Origin of the sequence: Corynebacterium glaucum, from assembly GCF_002287505.1 — a bacterium.
GTDB lineage: Bacteria > Actinomycetota > Actinomycetes > Mycobacteriales > Mycobacteriaceae > Corynebacterium > Corynebacterium glaucum.
This window is the reverse complement of the sequence record NZ_CP019688.1, coordinates 1,341,119-1,364,730: the sequence shown is the minus strand read 5'-3', so window position 1 is coordinate 1,364,730 and position 23,612 is coordinate 1,341,119. Positions and strand designations below refer to the sequence as shown.

Sequence of the window (23,612 nt, the reverse complement as noted above, 5' to 3'; positions counted from 1 at the left end):
CGGATCTACTGGCGGATCTGGGCTGCGGCGTCCTCGGTGACAAACAGCACGGTTTCATCCGTCCCATGGGCTCCAGCCGCGGGCCAGTCAAGTGGGTCGGCACCTGCGGCAAGGTGGGCAGCGGCCTCCGCCTTCTCCTCGCCCGAAACCAAGAACCAAACGCGACGAGCGCTCCGCACCGTGGGCAGGGTCAGTGTGGCCCGCTCTGCGGGAGGTTTCGGGGAGTCCGTCACTGCAACCACCAGCTCCTGGTCCTCCCGCACCGCATCGGTGTGGGGGAATAGGGAGTTGATGTGGCCTTCGCCGCCCATGCCAAGCAGGTGCACGTCGAAACCATTGGGGGCGAATTCGACGATGATGCGCCGGTATGCGTCCACCGCCTCGTCCATCTCGCCGCCGGTCAAACCGTATCCGTGGATGTTCTCCTCGGGAATGGGCACATGGTCAAGCAGCGCTTCGCGTGCCTGGCCCTCGTTCGAATCTGGGTGGTCGACGGGCACGTTGCGCTCATCGCCGAAGAACACGTGCACGCGGGACCAGTCAATCCCGCTAGCGCGATCGGGCTCCGCCATGCGGCGGAGCAGCGCAATCCCGGCGGTGCCGCCGGTGAGTACTACCCGGGCGACACCCTCGGGTTCGCTCTGGATGGAGAGGAGGGTGTCGGTGAGGCGTTGGGAGGAGCCGTCGATAAGCGAATCGAGCTCCGGGAAGCGTTGGATTTCCATGTCATACCGCCTGTACGTGAGCGAGGCCTGCGAGTGCGCGGGCGTAAGTGGCATCGGCGTGAAGGTGGCGCAGCTCCTCGGCGAGGCATTCTGCATCCGAGCGAGCGGTAAGCGCCACGAAGGTGTCGGCGCGGTCGGGGACCGCGACCTTGACTGTGTGCTGGTCGACGACCTCGACAGTGATGTCGCCGATGTCTGCGTGCAGCGTGAGCAGGTCAATCGGTGCGCCGACAGCGGCGTTTTGGCTGGAAGTGTGGCGCGTGACGGTGGTGCCCAGGGCGCTTGCAAGCCAGCCGGCCGCGATATCGACGCTCGGATCCTGCGGCGCGCCGGTGACCTCCGCAGCCGTGATGGTGGCATCGGGGCAGCGGTCCAGCGCGGAGGCGACCACACCGCGCCACGGGGTAATCCGAGACCACATCATGTCCGAGTCTCCCGGCGTGTAGCCGGTGCTAGCGCGCAGCAGGGCGTTGCCGGTGACGTTGTTGTGCGTGTTGGCGATGCGGCGCTGCGCGATGTTGCCCAGCGGGGCCTCGGCCGGACGCGCCGGCGCGTGTGTCGGCCACCAGGCCACAATCGGAGTGTCGGGCAGCAGCAGGGGAGTGACCACTGCATCCAGGTGGCGAGTCAGCTCGCCGTACAGGTGCATGACCACCATTTCGGAGGCGCCGGCGTCGGCCGCGAGCACTAGCTCCGCGTCGAGGGAAGTCGGGTGGTTCTCGTCCCCGAGGATAAGCACCAGCACGCGTGCGGGGTGCTCGCGCGTCGCGTCGCGCAGCGTCGACAGAATCTGGTTCACGTCGTCGCGCGCCTTCAGTGCAGCAATCAGCGTGAGCACACGCCCGGTGGCCAGCGAGTAGTTCTCGCGCGCATTAATCAGGGTGGCGGCGATCTGGCGGGTGGTGGTGTCGGGCAGGGAGATGATCATTACGGGCGCCTCCATTCGCGGCCGTCTTTCGCCAGCATGCGGTGGGCGGATTCCGGTCCCCAGGTGCCCGCCGCATACTCGTCGGGGCGGCCGTTCGCGGCCCAGTACTCCAGCACCGGGTCGAGGATTTCCCAGCTCTGCTCCACCTCGTCGTTGGTGGGGAAGAGGCTGGACTCGTCCAAGAGGGCGTCGAGGATGAGGCGCTCGTAGGCCTCCGGCGATTGCTCCGTGAACGCCTCGGAGTAGGAAAAGTCCATGTTCACGTCGCGCACCTCGAAAGCGGAACCCGGCACCTTCGAACCGAAGCGCATGAGTACACCCTCGTCCGGCTGGATCCGGATCACCACTGCGTTGTTGGTCAGCAGGTTGGTTTGACCCTCGGTGAACGGCTGGTACGGCGGGCGTTTGAACACCAAGGCGATTTCGGTGACGCGCCGCCCGAGGCGCTTGCCGGTGCGCAAATAGAACGGCACGCCGGCCCAGCGGCGGGAGTTGATCTGCAGTGTGCACGCCGCGTAGGTCTCGGTGGTCGATTCCGGGTCGAAGCCTTCCTCTTCGCGCAGCCCCACCACGTGCTCGGAGCCTTGCCAGCCCTCGGTGTACTGTCCGCGTGCGGTGGTCTCGTCGAAAGGTTCGATGGCGGAGGTCGCTCGCAGGACCTTGAGCTTTTCCGCTTTGAGACGCTTCGGTGAAAACGAAGTCGGCTCCTCCATCGCCACCAGGGCGAGCAGCTGGATCAGGTGGTTTTGGATCACGTCGCGGGCGGCACCGATGCCGTCGTAGTACCCGGCGCGCCCGCCAAGGCCGATGTCCTCAGCCATGGTGATTTGGACGTGGTCGATGTAGTGCGAGTTCCACACAGGCTCAAACATCTGGTTGGAAAAGCGCAGCGCCATGATGTTCTGCACCGTTTCCTTGCCCAGGTAGTGGTCGATGCGGAAGACCGCGTTCTCCGGAAAGACGGAGTTGACTACCGCGTTGAGCTCCTTGGCTGACTCCAAGTCGTGGCCGAATGGCTTCTCAATGATCACGCGGCGCCAGCGATGCGCTCCGTCGGCACTGTGTTGCGCCGCCATGCCGCAGCGATCGAGCTGGTGGACGACGCCCGCGAAATGCTCCGGCGGCACCGAGAGGTAAAACGCCCAGTTGCCGCCGGTGCCACGGGTGGTATCCATCTCAGACAGCAGCGCAGCGAGGCGGTCGAAGGCGGCATCGTCGTTGAAGGCGCCCGTGACAAAGTGCATGCCCTCGGCGAGCCGGTTCCACACGTTCTCGTCGAATTCAGTGCGCGCAGACGAGGTGACGGCGTCGCGGACGTAGTCTTCGAAGTCCTGCTTCGACCATTCGCGGCGCCCAAAACCGACCAGGGTGAACCCGGCGGGCAGCAGACCGCGGCTCGCGAGGTCGTAGACGGCCGGCAGGAGTTTCTTGCGTGCCAGGTCACCCGTCACACCGAAGATGACCATGCCGGACGGACCGGCAATCCGCGGCAGGCGGGTGTCGTCGGAGGCGCGGAGCGGATTGGTCACTTGAGGTTAGCTTCCATGGAGTCGAGCAGCTCTTGCCATGCGTCCACGAACTTTTCGACGCCCTCACGCTCGAGTACAGCGTAAACATCTTCCAGGTCAATGCCCACCTCGACGAGCTTGGCAAAGGTCTCCTCGGATACCGCCGCAGCGCCGGTAAGGGTGTCGCCGCGCACGTTGTCGCCCGCGATCGCCGCGTCGATGGTGGCCTCGGGCATGGTATTCACCGTGTCGGGGCCAGCGAGCTCTACCACGTACATGTCCGCTGGGTAGTCCGGGTTCTTCACGCCTGTCGACGCCCACAACGGACGCTGTTTGTTCGCGCCCGCAGGGAGATCAGACATGTCGGCAAACTCGGTTTCGAAGAGCTGGTAGGCCAGCCGCGCATTAGCGATGCCCGCCTTCCCACGCAGCGCGAGTGCCTCCTCGGAGCCGATCTGCTCCAGACGGTTATCGACTTCGGTGTCCATGCGAGAGACGAAGAACGACGCGACGGAGTGAATCTTTGAAACGTCCTTGCCGTTCGCAGCGGCTTGGCGGATACCCTCCTTGTACGCTGCGATGACCTCGCGGTAACGGTCAACGGAGAAGATTAGGGTCACGTTCACCGAGATTCCCTCTGCCAGCGAGGCGGTGATGGCCGGCATGGACTCATCGGTCGCTGGGATTTTGATCATCACGTTCTCGCGCCCGACCAGCTTCCACAGCTCGGCGGCTTGCGCAACGGTCTTCTCCTCGTCGGCGGCATAGCGCGGATCTACCTCGATGGAGACGCGGCCGTCTTTACCGCCGGTGGCCTCGTAGGTGTCCATGAACAGGTCGCACGCGTCTTGGACATCTTTGACGCTCATGGCGTACACGGCGGCGTCGGCAAGCGAACTTGCGGCGCGCAGTTCAGCAAGCTGCTCGCTGTACGCATCGCCGGCGCTCATCGCCTTGGCGAAGATCGCTGGGTTCGTGGTCACGCCCACGATGGATTTCTGCGCCTTGATCTCGTCGAGGTTGCCCGAGGTGATGCGCTCGCGGGAGAGGTCGTCAAGCCAGGTCGAGGTACCAACGTTGAACAGGTCATCGATTGCAGTCATAGCTTTGCATCCTTACGTGGGGAGTGGATTACTTGCCGTCGCCGCGGGTGGGTTCAGATTCGGTCTCGCCGACGCGCTCGCTGACGGGCACCGTGTGATTGTTTGCGACGCACTCGAGGGTTTCGCGGGCGACGCGGACCACGTTGTCCGTCGTAAAGCCAAAGCGCTCGAACAGCTCCGAACCCGGTGCCGAGGCACCGAAGTGCTCCAGCGAGACGGCGCGGCCGTGCTCGCCGAGGAAGCGGAACCACGGCATGGAGACACCGGCCTCGACGGTGACGCGCGCCTGCACGTCGCGCGGCAGGACTTCGTCGATGTAGGCATCGTCCTGCTCCATGAACCACTCCATGCACGGCATCGAGACCACGCGGGTGGAAACGCCATCGGCCTCGAGCTGATTAGCTGCCTCGACGGCGTACTGAACCTCGGAGCCGGTTGCGATAAGCACAAGATCCGCTTTGTCGCCTGACTCCTGCACTAGGACGTAGCCGCCGCGCTTCATGCCTTCGTAGGCCTTCTCCTTGGTGCCTTCGAGCACCGGCAGGTTCTGGCGCGAGAGCGCGAGCGCTTTCGGCTGCGGCTTTGCCTCGAGCGCCGCGCGCCACGCGGCGGAAGTCTCGTTGGCGTCCGCCGGGCGGATCACGGCGAGGTCCGGGATGGCGCGCAGGGCAGCGAGGGTCTCCACCGGCTGGTGGGTCGGGCCGTCCTCGCCGAGACCGATCGAGTCGTGGGTGAACACGTAGTAGCCGTCGATGCCGGACAGCGCCGCGACGCGGATGGCGGGGTAGAGGTACTCCGAGAAGATCAGGAAGGTGCCGCCATAGACGCGGGTCGGTCCATGCAGGTTAATGCCGTTCATCACGGCGCCCATGGCGTGTTCGCGGATGCCGAAGTGCAGGTTGCGGCCGTACGGGTGTGCCGTGAACATCTCGGTGGAGATCTCCTCCGGGCCGAAGGAGGCAGCGCCCTTGATCAGCGTGTTGTTGGAACCGGCGAGGTCGGCCGAGCCGCCCCAGAGCTCCGGAAGTGCTGCTGCGGCGGCCTGAATGGCGGCCTCGGATGCCTTGCGGGTGGCCAGGCCTTTCGCGTCCGGCTCCCAGGTTGGGAACTCGTTTGCCCAGTTCTCCGGCAGGCCGCGGTTTCGCATGCGATCGAGCAGCGCCTTCGCCTCCGGGTTCGCCTCGGCCCAGGCGTCGAAACGCTCCTGCCAAGCGGCGTGCTTCTCAGCTCCGCGGTCGCGCAGCTTGCGGGTGTGTTCGATGACCTCGGCCTCTTCGGGGAAGTGCACGTCGGTGTCGAAGCCGAGCGCCTCCTTGACGCGGGCGACCTCGTCTGCGCCAAGTGCCGCGCCGTGGATCGCGCCGGTGTTCATCAGCGTCGGGGCCGGGTAGCCGATCACCGTCTTGACGCGGATGATGGTCGGCCGGGAGGTCTCAGCCTTCGCCTCTGCGACGGCGGCCTCGATGGCGGCGACGTCCTCGCCGGACTCCACGGTTAGCGTCTGCCAACCGTACGCCTCAAAGCGTGCGAGCACGTCCTCGGTGAAGGCGATCTGCGTGTCGTCTTCGATGGAGATGCGGTTGTCGTCCCAGAACAGGATGAGGTTGCCCAGCTTTTGGGTGCCTGCGAGCGACGATGCCTCGGAGGTGACGCCCTCCTGGAGGCAGCCGTCGCCGGCGATCACGTAGATGTAGTGGTCGAACGGGCTCTCACCGGGAGCAGCGTCCGGGTCGAGAAGGCCGCGCTCGTAGCGCGCCGCCATCGCCATGCCGACCGCGGAGGCGAGACCCTGGCCGAGTGGGCCGGTGGTGATCTCGATGTGATCGGTGTGGTTGTACTCCGGGTGGCCCGGCGTCTTCGAGGCCCAGGTGCGCAGCGCCTTCAGATCCTCCATCTCTAGGCCCATGCCGCCGAGGTACAGCTGGATGTACTGGGTCAGTGAAGAGTGGCCGTTAGACAGCACGAAGCGGTCGCGGCCGAGCCACTTCGGGTCGGCCGGGTCGATGCCCATGACGCGCTGGAACAGCGTGTAAGCCAACGGTGCCAGCGACATTGCCGTGCCCGGGTGACCGGAACCGCAGTTCTCAACGGCATCGGCAGCGAGGACGCGCGCGGTGTCCACTGCCCTTGTATCGGTCTCCGTCCAGTCGCCCGGGTAGTTACGGACGGCCATGGCCTGAAGTTCGGGGGGCAGCGTTGACTCTGGCACAGTTTCCTCACTTTGTAGATGTGTTTGGTGCACCAGGGATTCTACCGCGCCAGGTACGGGGTGGGGGTGGGTTGTGCAACGGTTGCACTGGGGCCGTTGAAAGGGCCGTCGACAAGCGTGCACCAAATTCAAGCCCGGCGATTCGCTGCCCCTGCAACCCGGAGACTAGTATCAACCAAAGGAATGATGCCGGGGCCGACAAAGGATCGTCGAAGCCACCGGCAACTGTGGTGAAGGAGACGTATTGGAGACCATCAAGGCGTATTTCGCGTTGACGAAGCCGAGGGTCATCGAGCTCCTCCTCGTCGCCGCAATACCCGCGATGCTCCAGGCCCACCGCGGCGAGGTGCACCTGTGGCTGATTCTGGGCACGCTCCTCGGCGGCTGGATGGGCGCGGCCGCAGCCAACACTTTCAACATGGTCGCAGACTACGATATCGACCAACTCATGGGCCGAACACGTGCGCGCCCGCTGGTGCGTGAACGGGTGACTAAGCAGAAGGCCGCGGTATTCGCCTGGACGCTGCTGGTCGCGTCCGTGTTGTTCCTAGGCTTCGTCTGCAACTCGTGGCTCGCGGCGCTGTTCATCGTGCTGACAAACGTGTTCTACATCTTCGTGTATACGAAGTGGCTCAAGCGCCGGACCTGGCAGAACGTGATCTGGGGCGGAGCAGCTGGATGCATGCCCGTGCTGGTCGGCTGGGCCGTGATCCGCGACAACGTCCACGACGGCTCCCCGGATCGCTGGTGGCAGGCGATCGTGATGTTCATGATCATCTTCTTCTGGACACCGCCGCACACGTGGGCGCTGGCCATGAAGTACAAGGACGACTACGCCCGCGCCAACGTGCCAATGCTGCCCGTGGTCGCCTCTCCAGAGGAAACCACCAGGCAGATCCTGCTGTACTCCTGGCTCACGGTGGCGACGTCGCTGCTGCTTGTGCCGGCGGCGTCTTGGATTTACCTGGCCGTCGCGGTGGCGTCGGGCACAGCATTCCTCATCATGGCCACCCGGCTGCACAACGGCATCAAGGCTGGTGCCGAGGTGAAGCCGCTGAAGCTGTTCATTTTGTCGAACAACTACCTCGCCGCGCTCTTCCTCGGCCTATCGGTGGACGCGGTGTTGGGCCTACCGACGGTGTTCGGCCTCTAACCCACCCGCAAGACCACAGATCCCGTCGTCTTACGCGCCTGCAAATCCTCGTGCGCTTGGCGCGCGTCCTCGAGTGCATACGGCGGGTGGATGCGGAAGGACAGCGTGCCGTCTTCCACGCCGCGGGCGACGGCCTGGGCGCGGAGCCGGAACTCGTCGTCAGTTGCGGTGTAGTCCCCGAGCTTCGGGCGGGTGAGAAACAGCGAGCCGTCGCGGTTGAGGCGCTGGATCTCAAACGGCTCAACGTCGCCGGAGGCGGAGCCGAAGGAGCACACCATCCCGCGGCGCCGGGTGACGTCGAGTGCGAAGTCGAAGGTGTCTTTGCCCACGCCGTCGTAGACCACGTCGACACCCTCGCCGCCGTTGGCCGCCTTGATGCGATCAGCCAAGTCGTCGGAGTAGGTGAACACCTCGGTAGCGCCCGCTGCGCGAGCTAGCACGGCCTTCTCCTCGGTAGACACCACAGAGAAGATCCGTGCCCCCTTCGCCGCCGCCATCTGGGTAAGAATCAACCCAACGCCGCCCGCACCTGCGGTGACTACCAGCGACGTGTCCGCGTCCACGTGCCACACACCCTCGGTGAGGTAGTGCGCCGTCATGCCCTGCAACAGCATCGACGCGGCCACCTCAGGGGCGACTCCCTCCGGCACTGCGACCACGCGGTTTCGGTTCACTACGGTCTGTTCTGCATAGGTACCCACCGCCTCGTTGAACGCCACAAGTGTGCCCTCGGAGATCTCGCCCTTCGGGTCGTGGACGACGCGGCCAGACCCCTCAGTGCCGGGGATGTACGGCACCTCCTGCGGGTACGTTCCCGAGCGAAAGTAGGTGTCGATGTAGTTGACGCCGGTAAAGGAGACGTCGATAAGCAATTGCTCCTCTGAAGGCTGCGGTGCGTCGACATCGGTGTAGCGGAGGACCTCAGGCCCGCCGTGTTCTGAGACTTGGATGGCTTTCATACCATCCCACCGTACTTAGACTTTGGCGGAGCGTTCAGTGAGCAGCGGCAGGCGGCGCTTGCCGTGCGCGTAGAGGAATGCGGAGAACGCCACCACGACGGAGCTCATCGCGATGTGCATCGGCACCGTCCAACGCGGCACGCCGAGGTAGAACTGTGCGACCCCGATTGCCCACTGCACGACGATCATGCCGACGAGCACCAGCGCGGTGTTGAACGCGTCCTTCGGCGCGTGGTGGCGGCGCAGCAGGTAGACGCTGGCCAGGGTCGCGCCGAGGTAGATGTACATGCAGGCGGCGTGGACGTAGGCGAGCAGCTGTGTGTCCAGCTGGAGGCGGCCCTCCATGCCCACTCCCGAGTCGCCCGAGTGCGGCCCGGAACCGGTCACCATCGTGCCGGTGACCAGCACGAAGCACACGGCGACGGCGGCTGCGATCACCCAGGTCCGCACGGCGTTTGGGTAGCGGGTGGTCGGAGCGGCATCGTCCGGCTCAGCGATGCGCATGTAGAGCACGGCGGCGATGAACACCAGCACCATCGACGGTAGGAAGTGCACCGCCACAGACCACCACCGCAGATCCAGCAGCACGGAAATGCCGCCGATGATCGCCTGCAGCGCCACGCCAGCAAGGGAGGCGATGGCGAGGTTCTTGATCTCGGAGCGGCGCGACGCACGGTACACCGCGACCAGGACCGCGACAGCGGCCGCGGCCACCACGAAAGCGAGCAGACGATTGCCAAATTCGATCGCCTGATGGATCCACGGCGCGGCACCGGCCACCGGCACAAGCGAGCCCTCGTGGCACAGGGGCCAGGTATTGCAGCCCAGGCCCGATCCGGTGACTCGCACCAGCGAGCCGGTCACGGTGATGCCGCCCTGGCACAGCAGCAGGATCATTGCCAAAGTTCGCTGGAGCTTCACGCTCGGCCCGGAGCTTTTTCGCTTATCGACGGCCCCTTTATCCGCCCCAGCCGTACTCGCGTGCGTGGTGCTCACGGACGCTCCCTTCCTCTCCAACTTTGGTATGAGTGCCTTCGGGGCTTAGCTTAACTGACAGCTGCCCAGATCCACCCATCCGCTTAGGCGTCGAACCGGAACCAGCGCGCCGCCGCCAAGGCTCCTGCGATGCCCCAACCGATGAGCGCGAGCCACGCTGGCGCGTTGAAAGCGAGCTGGAACGCGTCAATCAGCGCGCCGGTGAGCGCGACCGATGGCACCAAGTACCACCACCCAGCGTCGGTGATGTCGAAGGAGTAGACCACCCAGCCGAGCGTGCCCATGAGCACAATCCAGATCAGGTTGGCCACCGCGAGCACGACTTCGGGCGACCAAGAGCCACCGAGGTAGAGCCCGAGCGAGGTGAACACAGCGACGCCGACGAGGAGGGTGGCCAGGCCGGCAATGGCCCCGCCCGCGCTGACGCGCCACCCGAGCGCGAGCGCGAGGGCACCGAGAATGAGGATCTGCACCGCCACCACGGCCAGGACTCCGATGATTTTGCCGCTGATGATCACCCAGGGCGGCGCGCCTGACGCCCCGGCTCGCTTGAGCGCGCCGTAACGACGGTCGAAGGCAAGCGCGATTGCCTGGCCAGTGAAGCCCACCGAGGTCGCCGCCGCCGCGAACACCATGGGCACGATGACGCCGAAACCGATGTCGCCGAAGACAGGCATGATGACGGTGCCAACGAGGAGGGCTGCGGGGATGATGATGTTGAGCAGGAGCTGCTCGCCGTGCATCAGCATGAGGCGGGCCTCGAGGCGGCCTTGGGCAGCGGCCATGGAGCGGAGGGGCGCGGGGTGCGGATCCGGAGTGAATGTGCCTGGGGCAATGCGGCGGCTTGCTGGGGCGTCGGCGTGCGTCATGCGGATTCTCCTTTCGGTGAGTTCGCTGGGTTAGGTGGGTTCGGCGGTTTCGCTGGGTTAGCTCCGCAGCTCTCGGCCGGTGAGGGACAAGAAGACATCTTCGAGGCTGTGGTGGGCGACAGCGAGGTCGCGGATGAGCACGCCTTGGCGCGCCGCCTCGGCAGCAAGGGCTGCAAGGACCTCGGGAGTCCCTGCGCCGTGGATCAGGTAGCGCAGGTGGCGAAGCGATTCCGCCGCCAGGCTAAAGGGGGCGAGTACTTCATTTAACGCCGCCAGGTCGAGCGCCGTGGCTGTCTCAATGGTGATAGTCGCCGCGTCGGCTCTGGCTTCCTCCTGGGCAATGAGCTGCGCGGGGGTGCCCTTTGCCACGACTCGCCCACGATCCACGATGACCACCTGGTCCGCGAGCGCCTCCGCCTCATCCATGAGGTGGGTGGTCACCACCACGGTCGTGCCGTCGCGTTTGAGCGCCTCGACGATTTCCCACACGGCGTGGCGCGATTGCGCATCCAGTCCAGCTGTCGGCTCGTCGAGGAAGACAAGCTCGGGCCTGCCGATGATCGCTAACGCCAGCGAGAGCCGCTGTCGCTGGCCACCTGAGAGCCGGCGGTACGACGTGTTGGCAACACCCTCAAGGCCGAGCAGCTCCAACAACCACTGCGGGTCATGCGGATTGAGGTGGTAGGCGGTCGCCAACTTGAGCATCTGGTTAACGGACGCTGCGGAGTAGCCGCCGCCCTCTTGAAGCATGATCCCGATTCGGTCGCGGACCCTTTGCGGGTGGGTAGCCGGGTCGATCCCAAGTACCCGAATTGACCCGTCGGTAGGGGAGGCGAACCCGGTGCACATGTCGATCAGCGTCGACTTACCGGCGCCGTTCGGGCCGAGCAGCGCAAGGATCTCTCCGCGGGCGGCCGAAAATGTCATGCCGTCGACGGCGGTGGTGTCGCCGAAGCGCTTCACCACGGAATCGACAACAAGCGCGTGGTCCATGGCTGGTTATCGTAGCGCGAGGCGCCCGCGCCGCTGCCACCAGATCCAGACACACAAGGCGAGTACTGAGAAGCACGCCGCAGCGGTGGTGTAGATGGTGGCCACAGCGTCGGGCGGCAGCGCGAGGCCGCGTGACAGCACGAGGAAGCAGAAGGTGGCACTGATCACCGCCACCGCGGTGCGGAAGGCTGGCCGGTTCGCCCACGCCGCAAGCGGCAGCAGTGCCCAGAGCGGGTACCACGGGTGCACGACCGGAAACAGTGCAACCAGCACAAGCATGGAAACGCCGAGCCCGCCGATCGGGTGAATCCCGCCGGTAAACGTCGCCCACAGCATGCGGATCATGAAGGCACCCGCCACCAAAAGCCCGGCGCCGCGGGTGACCAAGAGCATCGCATCGGAATGGTCGCCCAAGCCCAGCCGCATCGCCATCTGGCTGGCAGCGATCCCAATGTCAGTAGTTACCGACATCCAGCTGCGAATCTCGGCAGCCCCGCCCTGGCCTGTCACCCAGCCAAATCCGATGCCGCTGACCCAGGACGAAACCACGGCAGTCGCGGCAAGGACCGCCGCCTGCAGCCCCACGGCGGCTGCGATCGCGGCAGCCACCAGCGCCCGCGCACGCCCGCGCATTCCCCTGCGCGAATTCATGCGCGAATTCATGCGCGCCCGGAGCACCCGCGCGAGCGCCATCCCTGTAAACCCGAGTGCGACAAACCCGGTCACTTTCACCAAGCCACCGCAGGTCAGCAGCGCACCTGACAGCACGAACAGTGCCCAGCCCGCGGCATCGCCGAGTCCGTGGCGGTCCAACCGCTCCAGGCCACGGAACGCCACCTCGAGGCCGACCAGCATGAACGCAGCCATAATCGCTTCGTTATGGATGCCACCGATCAGGTGCAGGATGGTCAGGGGATTGCACACCCCGAGCCACAGCGCAGTCGTTGGGTGCACGTTGCATCGCTTCGCCAGCGCAACCGTTGCCCACGCCGCGATCAAGACAAAGAAAAACGATATCGCCCGGTGGGTGAGCACACCGGCGAAGATGTCGTCGTTCGTCAACGCCGAGATCCCCGCCGCGATCCCCAATGCGACCGGGCCGTACGGGCTCGGGGACTCCGCCCAAATGAACGGCACCGAGCGTGCGAGGTGATGCTCGGCGCCGAGCAATTCCACCGGACCCGCAGAGTACGGGTCGATACCCTGTCGCACAATCGACCCCTGGGCAAGATACGAGTAAATGTCCTGCGTGAACAGGGGAGCAGTGATCAGCAAGGGTGCGGTCCACGCGATAAACGTCCCCACCATCACCCGCGCCGGCACCCGCGCGGGGCTCCGGCCAACCCCAATCAGCGGTGCCATCATGAGCCACGCAGCCACCATCAGCCCCACCCCGACCAACACAACCGAGGACGACGCAAGCATCATCCGCCCCATAAGAGCGCCACCAGGCAGCCCAAACCACGGGTTGTCCACCACCGGCAGCGCGCCGCCGCCCAAGCCACCCAGCCCCATCAGCAGGGCACCCACCGCACCCAGCCATCGCAGCAAGAAAAGCAGCTTCTTTTCGCTTATCGACGCCTCACCCGCGCCCGTTCCCACCCCCGAACTGTCATGCAGCGAGCTTGATCGAGACCCCGGATTACCCATCCGAGGCAGCGCGTTGCGCACGGACAAGCTCGAAGCACCCTTGCGGGCTGGGCGTGCTGTACGGCGGCGGAGGTTCACACCGGCAGATTCTATTTGGCGCGGTTGGGCGGGGGCGCGGGGGACCGTCGTCAAGCGAAATGCCCCCTTTGAGCAAGGCGACCCTTAGGGGCGAAATGAATTAACGCACACTAGTGTTGTGAAAAGGCGAAGCACTTGGTTGCGCCGGAACTCGAGGGAAGTGAGGTGGAGACGATGGCGACTACGCGCAGTGTCGGCGGCGATACGCGGCGAAAGATTATGTCGCAGCTGCTCAAGCGCGGACCCGTCACCGCCACCGAGCTTGGCGCGGAGCTGGGGCTCACCCCCGCAGGTGTGCGCCGTCACCTTGATGCCCTGATCGCGGATGCACTCGTAGAAACCTGCGAGGCGAACTCCGTGGCGGGCGCGGAAGTCGGGCGCGGGCGCCCGGCGAAGTATTTCCGGCTGACTGACCAGGGGCGAAGCCACTTCGGCGATACGTACGACGAGCTCGCGCTCGACGCCGTAGATCTCATCGAATCGCTCGGGGGCGACGACGCGGTGCGCGCCTTTGCCCAGGGGCGGATCGCGAAGATTCTGCGCGGCGTGCGGGGCGAGGTGTCGAACGGTGCTGAAAGTGCCGGTGCTGCGGATGTTGATGGCGTTACTGACGCTGATAGCGCCGATGACGTTGAGGCGATAGTCGCCGAGGTTGCCGCCGCGCTCGAGGAGCACGGTTACGCGACTTCGGTGACCCGCGCCGGCGGCGGGATCCAAATCTGCCAGCACCACTGCCCAGTTTCCGCGGTTGCGGCGAAGCACCCGGAGCTGTGCGACGTAGAGCATGAGGCCATTTCTCAACTCGTGGGTCGGCACGTTCAGCCACTCGCGCTCATTGCGAACGGGCACGGCATTTGCACGACCAACATCCCTCTCGCCGCACCCGCTTCTGCGGCAGGAGACAATTATGAAAGGAGCGGCAACAATGACGAAAGCTAACCCAGCACCCGGCCTTGAAACCCCGATGAATGATGATCAGATCATCGAGTCCATCGGTGCCTACAACTACGGATGGCACGACTCCGACGTGGCGGGCGCTTCTGCCCGGCGCGGTTTGAGCGAGGATGTCGTCCGCGACATCTCCGGCATCAAGAACGAGCCGGAGTGGATGCTCAACCAGCGCCTCAAGGCGCTCGAGATCTTCGAGAAGAAGCCGATGCCCACTTGGGGCGCCGATTTGAGCGACATCGACTTCGACAACATCAAGTACTACGTGCGCTCCACCGAGGAACAGGCCACCACCTGGGACGACCTGCCCGAGGACATCAAGAACACTTACGACAAGCTGGGCATCCCCGAAGCTGAGAAGCAGCGCCTGGTTGCGGGTGTGGCTGCCCAGTATGAGTCCGAGGTGGTTTACCACCAGATCCGCGAGGACCTGGAAGAGAAGGGCGTTATCTTCGTGGACACGGACTCTGGCCTGCGCGAGCACCCGGAGCTGTTCCAGGAGTACTTCGGTTCCGTCATTCCGGCCGGCGACAACAAGTTCTCCGCGCTGAACTCGGCGGTGTGGTCTGGCGGTTCCTTCATCTACGTGCCGCCGGGGGTCCACGTGGACATTCCGCTCCAGGCCTACTTCCGCATCAACACGGAAAACATGGGCCAGTTCGAGCGCACTCTGATCATTGTCGACGAAGACGCCTACGTGCACTACGTCGAGGGCTGCACCGCACCGATCTACAAGTCGGACTCGCTGCACTCCGCTGTGGTCGAGATCATTGTGAAGAAGGGCGGCCGCTGCCGCTACACCACCATCCAGAACTGGTCGAACAACGTTTACAACCTGGTGACCAAGCGCGCCCGCGCCGAGGAAGGCGCGACTATGGAGTGGGTCGACGGCAACATCGGCTCCAAGGTGACCATGAAGTACCCGGCCGTGTGGATGACCGGTGAGCACGCCCGCGGCGAGGTGCTCTCCGTCGCGTTCGCCGGCGAGGGTCAGTTCCAGGACACCGGTGCGAAGATGGTGCACCTTGCACCGCGCACGTCGTCGTCCGTGGTGTCGAAGTCCGTCGCTCGCGGCGGTGGCCGATCCGCCTACCGCGGCCTGATCCAGGTCAACGCGAACGCTTCCAACTCCGTGTCCAATGTTGAGTGCGACGCGCTTCTGGTGGACGACATTTCCCGCTCCGACACCTACCCGTACAACGACATCCGCAATGACCGCGTCACCCTCGGCCACGAGGCGAAGGTGTCCAAGGTCAGCGAGGAGCAGCTGTTTTACCTCATGTCGCGCGGCATCCCGGAGGAAGAGGCGATGGCGATGATCGTGCGTGGCTTCGTCGAGCCGATTGCCAAGGAGCTGCCGATGGAATACGCCCTCGAGCTCAACCGCCTCATCGAGCTGCAAATGGAAGGATCGGTGGGCTAGATTGACCACTCCTGTCACCCCAGTAACCCCAGTTGGCAACGCAACCACGCACAACAACAAGGGCGACCTGTTCCAGTCTTTCGACGTCGCGGATTTCCCGGTTCCCTCCGGCCGCGACGAGGTCTGGCGCTTCGTCTCGCTGCGTAGGCTCCGCGGGTTGCACACCGGAGAGTTCGCCCAGCAGGCCCCAGCGCAGGTGCGTATCGACGGCCCGTCCAACGTCATCGTCGAGCAAGTCCCCGCCTCGGATGAGCGCCTACGGGTCGCCGGCGGCCCCGTCGACCGCGTGGCCGCCCAGGCGTGGAGCGCAGCAGAGCACGGCACCATCATCACGGTGCCTGCCGATGCAGTGCTCGATGCGCCGATCGTGGTCACCGTGACCGGTGCCGGCTTGGACGCGACCACGTTCGCGACGATTCTCGTTGAAACCGGCGCGCACTCCCAAGCCACCGTCATCGTGCGCTACGAAGGCTCCGGCACCCACGCCGACAACGTGAACTGGAACATCGGCGAGGGCTCCCACGTGAACGCGGTGGTGGACACCGAGTGGGCACGCGACACCGTGCACGTAGGCCAGCAGTCGATCCGCGTTGAGCGCGACGCGACGCTGCGCCACACCGTCGCGGCGTTCGGCGGTGAGATCGTGCGCCTCACTCCGCGCGTGACTTTCGCAGCCCCGGGCGGCGATGTTGAGCTCAGCGGCGTGTACTTCGCCGACGCCGGCCAGTACATCGAGAACCGCATGCTGGTGGATCACTCGGTACCCAACTGCCGCTCCAACGTGCTGTACAAGGGTGCGCTCCAAGGCGACAAGAACTCCGGCCTGCCGGAGGCGCGCACCTGCTGGGTCGGCGACGTGCTCATCCGCGCCGCAGCAACCGGCACCGACACCTACGAGACGAACCGCAACCTCGTGCTTACCGACGGTGCCCGCGCCGACGCAGTGCCGAACCTGGAGATCGAGACCGGTGAGATCGCCGGTGCCGGCCACGCCGCGACCGTCGGCCGCTTCGACGAGGAGCAGCTGTTCTACCTGCGCTCCCGCGGTATCCCGGAGGGAGAAGCGACGCGACTGATCATCCGCGGCTTCTTCAACGAGGTGCTCAACCACATCCCGGTGGAATCGGTCCGCGACGAACTCATCGCCCGCGTTGCAGGCGAGCTCGAGCAGAACAACAACTAACGGCCCAACACGTACAAGGAACCCAATGTCAACGCTTGAAATCAAGAACCTGCACGCCAACGTCCTGCCGACGGAGGAGGGCCAGGAGCCTACTCCGATCCTCAAGGGCGTGAACCTCACCATCAACGGCGGTGAGACGCACGCGATCATGGGCCCGAACGGCTCCGGCAAGTCCACCCTTGCCTACACCCTCTCCGGCCACCCGAAGTACGAGGTTACCGAGGGTGAGGTGCTGCTCGACGGCGAGAACATCCTCGACATGGAGATCGACGAGCGCGCCCGCGCCGGCCTTTTCCTGGCCATGCAGTACCCGGTCGAGGTGCCGGGCGTGTCCTCCTCCAACTTCATGCGCTCTGCGGTGACCGCGGTGCGCGGCGAGGCGCCGAAGCTGCGCGAGTGGGTAGGTGAGCTCAACGCGGCGCGCGATGCGCTGTCGATGGATGCGTCGTTTAGCGAGCGCTCCGTGAACGAAGGATTCTCCGGCGGCGAGAAGAAGCGCCACGAAGTGATGCAGCTGATGCTGATGAAGCCCAAGTTTGCCGTGATGGACGAGACCGACTCCGGCCTCGACGTCGACGCGCTGCGCGTGGTTTCCGAGGGCATCAACCGCTACCAGGACGAGACCGGCGGCGGCGTGCTCATGATCACCCACTACAAGCGCATCCTGAACTACGTGCAGCCGGACTTCATCCACGTGTTTGCGGACGGCAAGATCGTCGAAACCGGTGGTCCGGAGCTCGCAGATCAGCTTGAGGCCGAAGGGTACGAGAAGTTCATCTAATGGCACTTGATGTCGAAGCAATCCGCGCGGAGTTCCCGATCCTCTCGCGCACGGTTCGCGACGGGAAGCCGTTGGTCTATCTGGACTCCGGCGCGACCTCGCAGCGCCCGCAGCGGGTGTGGGACGCGGAGCGCGACTTTGTAATGGGCTGCAACGCCCCCGTGCACCGCGGCTCGTACCAGCTCGCGGAGGAAGCCACCGACGCATACGAGACGGCCCGCGACCGGATCGCCCGCTTCGTGGGTGCGGAGGAGCATGAGCTCGCCTTCACGAAGAACGCCACCGAGGCACTCAACCTCGTCGCGTATGTGCTCGGTGACGAGCGCGCCGGCGATTTCCAAGTCACCGAGCACGACACCATCGTGATCACCGAGCTCGAGCACCACGCCAACCTCGTGCCGTGGCAGGAGCTGGCGCGGCGCACGGGTGCCACGCTGAAGTGGTACACGATGACCCAGGACGGGCGCATCGACCTCGACTCGCTTGAGCTCGACGACTCCGTCAAGATAGTGGCGTTTACCCACCAGTCCAACGTCACCGGCGCGCACGCCGATGTGCCCGAGATGGTGCGCCGCGCGAAAGCCGTCGGTGCGCTCACGGTGCTCGACGCGTGCCAGTCGGTGCCGCACATGCCGGTCAACTTCCGCGAGCTCGGCGTCGACTTCGCTGCGTTCTCCGGCCACAAGATGTGCGGCCCGAACGGCGTCGGCGCGGTGTACTCGCCGCACCTCAACGACCTCCCGCCATTTCTCACCGGCGGCTCCATGATCGAGGTGGTGCGGATGGAAGGCTCCACCTACGCCCCGGCACCGCAGCGCTTCGAGGCCGGGACGCAGATGACGTCGCAGGTCGTCGGGCTCGGCGCGGCGGTCGAGTTCCTCGAAGAGGTCGGCATGGAAAACATTGCCCGGCACGAGCACGAGCTCACGGCTTATGCTCTCGAGCAGATGCAGCTTATCGACGGTCTGCGCATCGCCGGTCCTTTGACAGCCGAGAAGCGTGGCGGCGCGATTGCCTTTACGGTCGAGGGCGTGCACCCGCACGACCTTGGGCAGGTGCTCGACTCCGAGGGCGTGGCAATCCGCACCGGCCACCACTGCGCGTGGCCTGCCCACCGAGGGCTCGACCTGCAGTCCACCTCCCGGGCGAGCTTCTACCTCTACAACACGCTTGATGAGGTTGACGCGTTGGTGTCGTCGATAAGCAAAGCGAAGGAGTTCTTCACACGATGAACCTGGAAGCGATGTACCAGGAAGTGATCCTGGACCACTACAAGAACCCGCAGCATGCGGGCCTGCGCGAGCCGTACGAGGCGGAGGTGCACCACGTCAACCCGTCGTGCGGCGACGAGCTGACGCTGCGGGTGCACCTGTCCGCGGACGGCGACACGGTCGAGGATGTCTCCTACGACGCGGAAGGCTGCTCGATCTCGCAGGCGTCGACTTCGGTGATGGCCGAGGAGCTCATTGGGTTGTCGGTGGGCGAAGCCTGGAAGAAACTCGCGGCGTTCGAGGAGATGGTGACCTCACGGGGCACGATCGAAGGCGACGCGGAGCTGATTGGCGACGGCGTCGCGTTCGCCGGAGTGGCCAAATTCCCCGCCCGCGTGAAGTGCGCGCTGCTGGGCTGGAAAGCGTTCGAGGCGGCGACCGCTGAGGCGGTTGAGGCTGCCGGAACTGATACGGCTAACGGCAACGAGACGGAGGGATAGGGAAATGGAACAGAAGGAAGAAAAGACTGCATCCAACTTCGGCGGTGCGGGCGAGCGCCCGACCCAGACCGAGGAACAGCTCAAGCTGGTCGGCGACGTCGAAGAGTTCATGCGCGACGTGATCGACCCGGAGCTGGGTATCAATGTCATTGACCTCGGATTGGTCTACGACATCTGGATCGAGGGTGGAACCGCCGAAGACGGCTCCACGAAACCCACGGTCGCGGTCATCAACATGACGCTGACGTCGCCGGCCTGCCCGCTCACCGACGTGATCGAAGAGCAGGCGCGCATCTCGGTGGTGGAGAACACCGCCGTGGATGAGATCGCCCTGAACTGGGTTTGGATGCCGCCGTGGGGACCGCACATGATCACCGAAGAGGGCCGAGAGCAGCTCCGCGCGCTCGGGTTCGCGGTGTAGTTTCGCTGCTTACCGTTGGTTTAGCGCTTTCGCCGCGCCAGCGTAAGGTGGTACGGCGTGATTGTCACCAATGATCTCGAGGTGCGCGTCGGCGCGCGCACGCTTCTCGACGCCCCGGGGCAACACCTCCGTGTCCAGCCCGGCGACCGCATCGGCCTGGTGGGCCGCAACGGCGCCGGCAAAACCACCACGATGCGCATCCTGTCGGGGGAGACGGAGCCGTACGGCGGTTCGGTGACTCGATCCGGCGAGATCGGCTACCTGCCGCAGGACTCGAAGGAGGGCGACATCGAGCAGACCGCCCGTGACCGGGTGCTCTCGGCGCGCGGGCTGGACGAGATTCAGCGCTCGATGGCGAAGCAGCAGGCGCTCATGGAGACCGCCGACGGGGCGGAGCGCGACAAGGCGATCGCCAAATACTCGCGGCTGGAGGAGCGCTACCATGCACTCGGCGGCTACGAGGCGAACGCCGAAGCGGCGCAGATCTGCGACAACCTGGGTCTGCCTGAGCGGATCCTTGACCAGCCGCTCAAGACCTTGTCGGGCGGCCAGCGCCGCCGCGTCGAACTTGCACAGATCCTCTTCGCCTCCCGCTCCGGGTCGGGGAAGTCAGCCACCACGCTGCTTCTCGACGAGCCCACGAACCACCTCGACGCCGACTCGATCACCTGGCTCCGCGGATTCCTGTCCAAGCATGACGGCGGGCTGATCATGATCTCCCACGATGTCGAGCTCCTCGACGACGTCTGCAACAAGATCTGGTTCCTCGACGCCGTCCGCGCGGAGGCCGATGTGTACAACATGGGCTTTTCCAAGTACCAGAAGGCCCGCGCCGAGGACGAAGCACGGCGCCGCCGCGAGCGCGCCAACGCCGAGAAGAAGGCCTCGGCGCTGCAGAAGCAGGCGGCGAAGCTCGGGGCGAAAGCAACCAAGGCCGCCGCATCGAAGCAGATGCTCGCTCGTGCGGAGCGCATGATGAGCGAGCTTGACGACGTCCGCGTCGCTGACAAGTTCGCCGCCATCTCGTTCCCGGAGCCCGCCCCATGCGGCAAAACGCCGCTGTACGGCAAGGGGCTGACCAAGATGTACGGTTCGCTCGAAGTCTTCGCAGGCGTGGATCTGGCGATTGACAAGGGCTCGCGCGTGGTGGTGCTGGGCACCAACGGCGCCGGCAAGACCACCTTGCTCAAGCTGCTTGCAGGTGTGGAGCGCACCGACGGCGAAGGCGGCCTTGTCACCGGCCACGGCCTGAAGATCGGCTACTTCGCCCAGGAACACGACACCATCGACGGCGACAAGACCGTATGGGAGAACACCATCGAGGCATGCCCCGATGCCGGCCAGCAGGACCTTCGCGGGCTCTTGGGCGCGTTCATGTTCTCCGGTGACAAGCTCGAGCAGCCGGCAGGCACTCTCTCCGGCGGCGAAAAGACGCGCCTCGCACTGGCGACGCTCGTCTCCTCCCGCGCGAACGTGCTGCTCCTCGACGAGCCGACCAACAACCTCGACCCACAGTCCCGCGAGCAGGTCCTCGACGCGCTCAAGACCTACACCGGTGCGGTCGTGCTGGTCACCCACGATCCCGGAGCGGTGCGCGCCCTAGAGCCGGAGCGCGTCATCATCATGCCGGAGGGCGATGAGGACCTCTGGAGCGACGAATACATGGAGATCGTCGAGCTGGCCTAGCGGCAGCAGGTTCTCTGGGCAACCTCGGCGGGCCACCCCGCAACCTTGCGTCTTAGAACGGGGCCGCCATGGCCAGATCGCGCTGCCACCCGTACCGATTGTGGTAGTCGGGGGCAATCGACACCCCGCGCTCGCGGAACTGTTGGTGCAGCGCACGACGGATCTGTGCAGCGCCGGTCTTGTGCAGTTTCTGTTGGGCTTCGATGGTGCCATCGGCGGCGTGGAGCCTGATGAGCTTCTCAACGCAATCGACGACCACGATCGGGCAGTCGTTGCTAAACGGCAAGCTGTCCTCCGAATGCTCGTCGTCCTCGAGGCGGAACGGAACGACCACCGGATCGATCCCGCGGCACGCCTGCACAATGCCGCTCGTGGCCTGCGCGGGCTCCGCCACGATGTAGCGGTCGGTGTCCTTAATCCAGCCGAGGACGCCGCTCAGCGCATCGGTTCCGTTCATCGGGATGTGCACGGTGGTTCCAGAAATCTTGTCCCCATCACGCTCATGGATGATACGCACGTTGCCGGACGCCGCCGTCGGCGCGAGGTGCTCGAGGGCCTCGGTGAGCTCAGTAAAAAATGTCGTGCCGAGCTGCTTCGCAATCGCGGCGTCGAACGGCCCACGCAAGACCGCCGGCCCGTCGGAGTGCTTGATCGCAATCTCCCCACCCGCGAAATCGAGCCGCAGGTACCACACGACCGGGTCGTCGAAAGACTTCCTCGACCTCACCTCGGGGCTGGAACCCAGGTAATCGTCCGGTGGCGGGTCGCCGGGTCCGTGGAACAACGCAATGTGTTCCAAGGAACTCTTGCACCGAGCAAGCACTTCCCGTGCTCCTTGGGCAGCGTCGGCGGTAGTGATGTCGTGAAGCGAGACGGCCTCGAGTACGCCGGCGATGATTTCGGGCCCATCGGCGGTGGCCTCGATCGTCAAACCGTGTTCACAGCCATCATCGTCACGCTCGAAAACGACGTCGATGCGATTGGTGGCCCTAATTGGGCGCCTGTAATCACTGGGGTAATCGGGGTAGTCAGGGTGGGTGGGATAGTCGTCGTACATTGCTGGAGCCTTTCGTTGCACCACCCGCAGGTGGATTTGATAGATTCGTTCGTCGGCATAATGAACGTAACTCACGAAAGATCATCCAGGCCAGCTTTCGGGAGCAAATGCCCACTTAAATGGACATCCCAGCCCGCGCGCCCGCGCGCCGCGAACTAGAAACGACGGTAGCGCTCAGCGAAGTTCGCCAGAATCCGGTTCGAGTAGCTGTAATCGTGCGCGTGCGCCGTCTCCAAGATGTCGTCAAACACGTCGAGGCGGAAATACCCGAGGTGCGCATATAGCCGCAGCCGCGCCTCGAGGGTCTCAGCGGTGAGTTCGGGGTGGAACTGCGTCGCGTAGACATTCGTCTTCACGCGAAACATTTGGGTGGGGCATCCGATGCCGGTCAACAAGAGCGTCGCGGACTCGGGAAGCTCGCTGATCGCCTCCTTGTGCCCGACCAGAGTGGGGAAGGATGGCGGAAAGCCGTCTAGGAGTGGGTCGTCCACTGCGTCGTCGGTAAGCAAAAGCTCAACCATGCCGGCCTCCTCCGCGAACTCGTCGCCGAGCCGCGCCCCGATCGCGCTGCCAACCGTGCCGATGCCGTAGCACGCACCCATGAGCGGAAAATCGCGGTCAATGATTTCGTTGACAAGGGTCCCAATCTCACGCTCAACACGCAGTTGCAGTTCGCTTTTCGACGGCTCAGTGTGGTTGAACGGGCTCCCTCCAAGGAGGACCCCCGAATACGCATCGAGGTCGACGTCTCCAAGCGGCCCCTGCTCAACGCGGCGCTGTTCAATCGCGTCCTCAGGGATGCGCATCTTCGTCTGGAAGGAGAGGCGCTCTTCGTTGGCGGCTGCGTCCTCCGGCCGTGTGCTGAGGAGCAGGAAGGGGCGATCGACGGTCATTTCCCCAAACTTAGTGCACGGGTTCCGAGGTAGGGTCAGGAGCATGGAAAAGAATCCGCTTGCCGAACTCGCCGACCACCTACTCGCCGCTTTGCGGGAGGGCTGGAACTCGTTGTCGCGCGGCCAGCGTCGAGCCCTCGGTGCTGTGCTTGTGGTCGACAGCACCGCCAAGGCGATCGCCCTCGCAGACCTGGCGCGCGCGAACAAGCGAAGGGTGCGCGGCCCGAAATGGGCGTGGGCGCCATTGATCACCTTCGTCGACATTCTTGGCTGGGTGAGTTACTTCGCTGCAGGTAAGAAACGTTGACGCGGCGTCACTGCCCAGCCGTGTAAGGGCA

22 protein-coding genes are annotated in these 23,612 nt (G+C 64.9%); 10 read left to right on the top strand and 12 right to left on the bottom strand.

Annotated features, from left to right (window positions below):
• Positions 1-5: 5 nt before the first annotated feature.
• The 5 genes from pgl to tkt are packed head-to-tail and all read right to left on the bottom strand — an operon-like array spanning position 6 to position 6,437.
• Positions 6-725 carry a 6-phosphogluconolactonase gene (gene pgl / locus CGLAU_RS06645; protein WP_095660011.1) on the bottom strand — a complete coding sequence of 240 codons (720 nt, stop codon included), beginning with the start codon at positions 723-725 and terminating at the stop codon, positions 6-8.
• Position 726: 1 nt separating this feature from the next.
• Positions 727-1,653, bottom strand: coding sequence for a glucose-6-phosphate dehydrogenase assembly protein OpcA (locus tag CGLAU_RS06640; protein ID WP_095661089.1), 927 nt, complete (start codon positions 1,651-1,653; stop codon positions 727-729).
• Positions 1,653-3,119, bottom strand: coding sequence for a glucose-6-phosphate dehydrogenase (gene zwf, locus CGLAU_RS06635; RefSeq protein WP_332461826.1), 1,467 nt, complete (start codon positions 3,117-3,119; stop codon positions 1,653-1,655). The genes CGLAU_RS06640 and zwf overlap by 1 nt, the downstream gene beginning before the upstream one ends.
• A gap of 59 nt (positions 3,120-3,178) precedes the next feature.
• The gene (gene tal / locus CGLAU_RS06630; RefSeq protein WP_095660009.1) at positions 3,179-4,264 is read right to left on the bottom strand and encodes a transaldolase; all 1,086 of its coding nucleotides are present in this window, start codon (positions 4,262-4,264) and stop codon (positions 3,179-3,181) included.
• A gap of 28 nt (positions 4,265-4,292) precedes the next feature.
• A complete protein-coding gene (gene tkt, locus CGLAU_RS06625; protein ID WP_095660008.1) occupies positions 4,293-6,437 on the bottom strand; it encodes a transketolase in 2,145 nt (714 codons plus the stop codon).
• A gap of 241 nt (positions 6,438-6,678) precedes the next feature.
• On the opposite strand from tkt, the gene CGLAU_RS06620 reads away from it, so the two are divergent.
• Positions 6,679-7,626: a heme o synthase gene (locus CGLAU_RS06620; protein WP_269768561.1), complete on the top strand. Its 948-nt coding sequence runs from the start codon at positions 6,679-6,681 to the stop codon at positions 7,624-7,626.
• On the opposite strand, the gene CGLAU_RS06615 is transcribed toward CGLAU_RS06620, so the two are convergent.
• From CGLAU_RS06615 to mptB, 5 genes are all read right to left on the bottom strand, one after another.
• Positions 7,623-8,585 carry a quinone oxidoreductase family protein gene (locus CGLAU_RS06615; RefSeq protein WP_095660006.1) on the bottom strand — a complete coding sequence of 321 codons (963 nt, stop codon included), beginning with the start codon at positions 8,583-8,585 and terminating at the stop codon, positions 7,623-7,625. The two genes, CGLAU_RS06620 and CGLAU_RS06615, sit on opposite strands and share 4 nt — an antisense overlap.
• 15 nt (positions 8,586-8,600) lie before the next feature.
• The gene (locus CGLAU_RS06610) at positions 8,601-9,482 is read right to left on the bottom strand and encodes a COX15/CtaA family protein (protein WP_095661088.1); all 882 of its coding nucleotides are present in this window, start codon (positions 9,480-9,482) and stop codon (positions 8,601-8,603) included.
• Between the two features lie 182 nt (positions 9,483-9,664).
• Entirely contained in the window at positions 9,665-10,450 is a 786-nt protein-coding gene (locus CGLAU_RS06605; protein WP_095660005.1) for an ABC-2 transporter permease, read from the bottom strand.
• Positions 10,451-10,507: 57 nt separating this feature from the next.
• Positions 10,508-11,443: an ABC transporter ATP-binding protein gene (locus CGLAU_RS06600; RefSeq protein ID WP_095660004.1), complete on the bottom strand. Its 936-nt coding sequence runs from the start codon at positions 11,441-11,443 to the stop codon at positions 10,508-10,510.
• Between the two features lie 6 nt (positions 11,444-11,449).
• Complete coding sequence (gene mptB / locus CGLAU_RS06595; protein WP_095660003.1) at positions 11,450-13,093, bottom strand: polyprenol phosphomannose-dependent alpha 1,6 mannosyltransferase MptB; 1,644 nt, start codon at positions 13,091-13,093, stop codon at positions 11,450-11,452.
• A 252-nt stretch (positions 13,094-13,345) separates the two neighbouring features.
• On the opposite strand from mptB, the gene CGLAU_RS06590 reads away from it, so the two are divergent.
• From CGLAU_RS06590 to CGLAU_RS06555, 8 genes are read left to right on the top strand one after another with little or no spacing between them, the layout of a single operon-like run.
• Positions 13,346-14,110, top strand: a complete 765-nt coding sequence (locus tag CGLAU_RS06590) for a helix-turn-helix transcriptional regulator (RefSeq protein WP_095661087.1) — start codon at positions 13,346-13,348, stop codon at positions 14,108-14,110.
• Entirely contained in the window at positions 14,097-15,542 is a 1,446-nt protein-coding gene (gene sufB, locus CGLAU_RS06585; RefSeq protein ID WP_095660002.1) for a Fe-S cluster assembly protein SufB, read from the top strand. Before CGLAU_RS06590 ends, sufB begins: the two co-directional genes overlap by 14 nt.
• Position 15,543: 1 nt before the next feature.
• Positions 15,544-16,725, top strand: a complete 1,182-nt coding sequence (gene sufD / locus CGLAU_RS06580; RefSeq protein WP_095660001.1) for a Fe-S cluster assembly protein SufD — start codon at positions 15,544-15,546, stop codon at positions 16,723-16,725.
• A gap of 25 nt (positions 16,726-16,750) precedes the next feature.
• On the top strand, positions 16,751-17,506 hold the full coding sequence (gene sufC, locus CGLAU_RS06575; RefSeq protein ID WP_095660000.1) for a Fe-S cluster assembly ATPase SufC: 756 nt from the start codon (positions 16,751-16,753) through the stop codon (positions 17,504-17,506).
• Complete coding sequence (locus CGLAU_RS06570) at positions 17,506-18,738, top strand: cysteine desulfurase (protein WP_095659999.1); 1,233 nt, start codon at positions 17,506-17,508, stop codon at positions 18,736-18,738. The genes sufC and CGLAU_RS06570 overlap by 1 nt, the downstream gene beginning before the upstream one ends.
• Entirely contained in the window at positions 18,735-19,217 is a 483-nt protein-coding gene (gene sufU, locus CGLAU_RS06565; RefSeq protein ID WP_095659998.1) for a Fe-S cluster assembly sulfur transfer protein SufU, read from the top strand. Before CGLAU_RS06570 ends, sufU begins: the two co-directional genes overlap by 4 nt.
• Positions 19,218-19,221: 4 nt before the next feature.
• On the top strand, positions 19,222-19,638 hold the full coding sequence (locus CGLAU_RS06560) for a metal-sulfur cluster assembly factor (RefSeq protein ID WP_095659997.1): 417 nt from the start codon (positions 19,222-19,224) through the stop codon (positions 19,636-19,638).
• Between the two features lie 57 nt (positions 19,639-19,695).
• A complete protein-coding gene (locus CGLAU_RS06555; protein ID WP_095659996.1) occupies positions 19,696-21,324 on the top strand; it encodes an ABC-F family ATP-binding cassette domain-containing protein in 1,629 nt (542 codons plus the stop codon).
• Positions 21,325-21,376: 52 nt separating this feature from the next.
• Here the strand turns inward: CGLAU_RS06555 and CGLAU_RS06550 are convergent, their stop codons facing one another.
• Together CGLAU_RS06550 and CGLAU_RS06545 are read right to left on the bottom strand one after the other, a co-directional pair.
• Positions 21,377-22,381, bottom strand: coding sequence for a hypothetical protein (locus CGLAU_RS06550; RefSeq protein WP_095659995.1), 1,005 nt, complete (start codon positions 22,379-22,381; stop codon positions 21,377-21,379).
• A gap of 155 nt (positions 22,382-22,536) precedes the next feature.
• Positions 22,537-23,274 carry a glutamine amidotransferase gene (locus CGLAU_RS06545; RefSeq protein ID WP_095659994.1) on the bottom strand — a complete coding sequence of 246 codons (738 nt, stop codon included), beginning with the start codon at positions 23,272-23,274 and terminating at the stop codon, positions 22,537-22,539.
• Positions 23,275-23,317: 43 nt separating this feature from the next.
• Here CGLAU_RS06545 and CGLAU_RS06540 point away from each other — a divergent pair, with 43 nt between their 5' ends.
• Entirely contained in the window at positions 23,318-23,581 is a 264-nt protein-coding gene (locus CGLAU_RS06540) for a PLD nuclease N-terminal domain-containing protein (protein ID WP_157731283.1), read from the top strand.
• Positions 23,582-23,612 lie beyond the last annotated feature (31 nt).